This window comes from Aeromonas sp. 604176 (assembly GCF_049170755.1).
GTDB lineage: Bacteria > Pseudomonadota > Gammaproteobacteria > Enterobacterales > Aeromonadaceae > Aeromonas > Aeromonas veronii_A.
Genome location: NZ_JAAKNE010000208.1, coordinates 1 through 3,058 on the forward strand (window position 1 = coordinate 1; position 3,058 = coordinate 3,058).

The window sequence follows — 3,058 nt, forward strand, 5'->3', positions numbered from 1 at the left end:
TCGTCCACCAGCAACACCTTCTTGCCCTTGAATTCGGAGCTGATGGCGTTGAGCTTGCGGCGCACCGACTTCTTGCGCTGGGTCTGGCCCGGCATGATGAAGGTACGGCCGATGTAGCGGTTCTTCACGAAGCCCTGACGGTATGGCAGGTCGAGGGTGTGGGCGATCTCCAGCGCCACGTCACAGGAGGTCTCGGGGATGGGGATAACCACATCGACGTCGAGATCTTCCCACTCGCGGGCAATCTTCTGACCCAGCTTGCGACCCATGTTGAGGCGGGCGGCGTAGACCGAGACCTTGTCGATGCACGAATCGGGACGGGCGAAATAGACATATTCGAAGATACAGGAGCTCATCTGCGGGTTCTCCGCACACTGCTCGGAGAAGAGCTGGCCCTGCTCGGTGATGTAGATGGCTTCACCCGGCGCAATATCCCGCACCGTCTCGAAACCGATGGCGTCGAGCGCCACGCTCTCGGAGGCGAGCATGTACTCCACCTGGCCCTGCTCGTCCTGACGACGACCGAGGATCAGCGGGCGAATGCCGTTGGGATCGCGAAAACCGATGAGACCATGGCCAATCACCAGCGAGACCACCGCATAAGCACCGCGGATCTGCTGATGGGTTCTGCGCACCGCAGCGAAGATATCTTCGGGACGCAGGGCCATCTTGTCACAGCGATCCAGCTCGTGGGCCAGCACGTTCAGCAACACTTCCGAATCGGAGGTGGTGTTGATGTGACGACGGGCGACCTTGAACTGCTGCTCCTTGAGCTCCTTGGCGTTGGTGAGGTTGCCGTTATGGGCCAGCACCATGCCGTAGGGAGAGTTCACATAAAAAGGTTGGGCTTCAGCGGCACTTGAGCTGCCTGCGGTGGGATATCTGACATGACCTATGCCGATGTTCCCTTGCAAACGCTGCATGTGGCGCACTTCAAACACGTCCTTCACCAGGCCATTGGCCTTGCGTTGCCGGAAGTTTCCACTATCAATGGTCACGATCCCGGCGGCATCCTGTCCCCTGTGCTGCAACACCGTCAAGGCGTCGTAGAGGGCCTGATTGACGGGGGTGGTGCCAACTATACCGACAATACCACACATGTCTTTGCTACCTCGAAGTCACTATACCTGTTTAAGAAAACTGGATGAGTTCAACATGAACCCGAAAAACCACTGGATCACCGGCTTGAACTCCGGCACCAGCTTGGACGCCACCCACCAGTCGCTCTGGGAGAGGCTGGTGAAGGTATCCATGAAAAAAAGCAGGGCACTGACGATCAGCACCCCGCGAATTGCACCGAAGCAGACCCCCAGCACCCGATCGGTACCGGAGAGACCCGTCTTGTCCACCAACAGGCCCACCACATAGTTGACCACGCTGCCGAGGATCAGGGTCGCCACAAACAGGGCTGCGATGGCCAGACCGTTGCGAACCAGCGCATCGGAGAAGGAGGTGAAATAGACGGCGAGATCAGGATAGAAATGGCTGGCAATAAAGAAGGCGACGAACCAGGTGACGAGAGACATGGCCTCCTTGACGAAGCCGCGCACCAGACTGATGAGAGCAGAGAAACCGACGATGCCGATGATGGCGTAATCAATCCAGACCATAGAAAAAGATGTCCTGCGAAATTGCGGCGCAGTCTAACAAAAACGATTGCGCATTGCTTGATAAAAATGTGTTAACTGTTCAAAGCGGCGCCGAAAAGCTGCATTTTTTTCAGCACTAAAACGATTGTTCGGCGCCAGAATGCACAACGCCATGGCAATGCCATGGCGTTGTGGTCAGCTGCGTGAGCTTACCCGATGTGGGTCAGGCCACCCATGTAGGATTGCAGCGCGGCCGGAATGGCGATACGACCATCTGCCTGCTGGTAGTTCTCAAGCACAGCGACCAAGGTACGACCCACAGCCAGACCTGAGCCATTCAAGGTGTGAATGAGCTGCGGCTTGCCATCGACACGCACGCGAGCCTGCATGCGGCGCGCCTGGAAGTCGGTGCAGTTGGAGACAGAGGAGATCTCGCGGTAGGTGTTCTGGGCCGGCAGCCACACTTCCAGATCGTAGGTCTTGGCCGCGCAGAAGCCCATGTCACCGGTAGAAAGCGCCATCACGCGATACGGCAGCTCCAGCAGTTGCAGCACCTTCTCGGCGTGACCCACCATCTCTTCCAGCGCTTCCCAGGATTTCTCCGGATGAACCAGCTGTACCATCTCGACCTTGTCGAACTGGTGCATACGGATGAGACCACGGGTATCACGACCGTAGGAGCCCGCTTCGGAGCGGAAGCAGGGGCTGTGAGCGGTCATCTTGATCGGCAGCTCCTGCTCGTCGAAGATCTCGTCGCGCGCCATGTTGGTGAGCGGCACTTCGGAGGTCGGGATCAGGGAGAACTTGCGCACCTTGCCCTCTTCTTCCCCTTCCCCGTCAATACCGGTATTGAACAGATCCTGGGAGAACTTCGGCAGCTGGCCGGTACCGTACAGGCTGTCCGGGTTGACCAGATAGGGCACGTAGCACTCGGTGTAACCGTGCTGCAGGGTGTGCAGATCCAGCATGAACTGGGCCAGGGCGCGGTGCAGACGGGCAATCTGGCCCTTCATCACCACGAAACGGGAACCGGAGAGCTTGACGCCGTTCTTGAAATCAACGCCCTTGGCCGCTTCGCCCAGATCGATATGATCCCGTACCGGGAAGTCGAAGTGACGCGGGGTACCCCAACGGCGCACTTCCACGTTGTCGTTCTCGTCACGACCCACAGGGGTGGTCTCGCTCGGCAGGTTGGGGATGGCGTCGGCAATGGTTTTCAGCTCGGCCAGCAGCGCATCCAGCTCGACTTTGCTGGTTTCCAGCTCGTCATTGATCTTGGTCACCTCGGCCTTGAGCGGGCCAACATCTTCACCGCGACGGGCAGCCTCACCGATGGACTTGGAGCGGGCATTGCGCTCGGCCTGCAGCTCCTGGGTACGGGACTGCAGATCCTTGCGCTTCTCTTCCAGAGCATTGACAGCCGCTACGTCCAGAACGTAGCCACGTGTCGCCAGACGAGCGGCAGCTTC

The 3,058-nt window shown here is 58.7% G+C and carries 3 protein-coding genes; all 3 read right to left on the reverse strand.

Going from position 1 to position 3,058, the window contains the following annotated elements:
• Positions 1 to 1,100 (reverse strand): amidophosphoribosyltransferase (purF, locus tag G5358_RS20610; RefSeq protein ID WP_421324832.1); only part of this gene is annotated, 1,100 nt, incomplete at its 3' end.
• Positions 1,101 to 1,121: 21 nt separating this feature from the next.
• Positions 1,122 to 1,610, reverse strand: a complete 489-nt coding sequence (locus G5358_RS20615) for a CvpA family protein (RefSeq protein WP_005337086.1) — start codon at positions 1,608 to 1,610, stop codon at positions 1,122 to 1,124.
• Positions 1,611 to 1,798: 188 nt separating this feature from the next.
• Positions 1,799 to 3,058 (reverse strand): serine--tRNA ligase (serS, locus tag G5358_RS20620; protein WP_421324833.1); only part of this gene is annotated, 1,260 nt, incomplete at its 5' end.

Bases quoted from the DNA above. Each gene is read 5' to 3' on its own strand.
- G5358_RS20615 (WP_005337086.1), bottom strand. From the start codon at position 1,610: ATGGTCTGGATTGATTACGCCATCATCGGCATCGTCGGTTTCTCTGCT.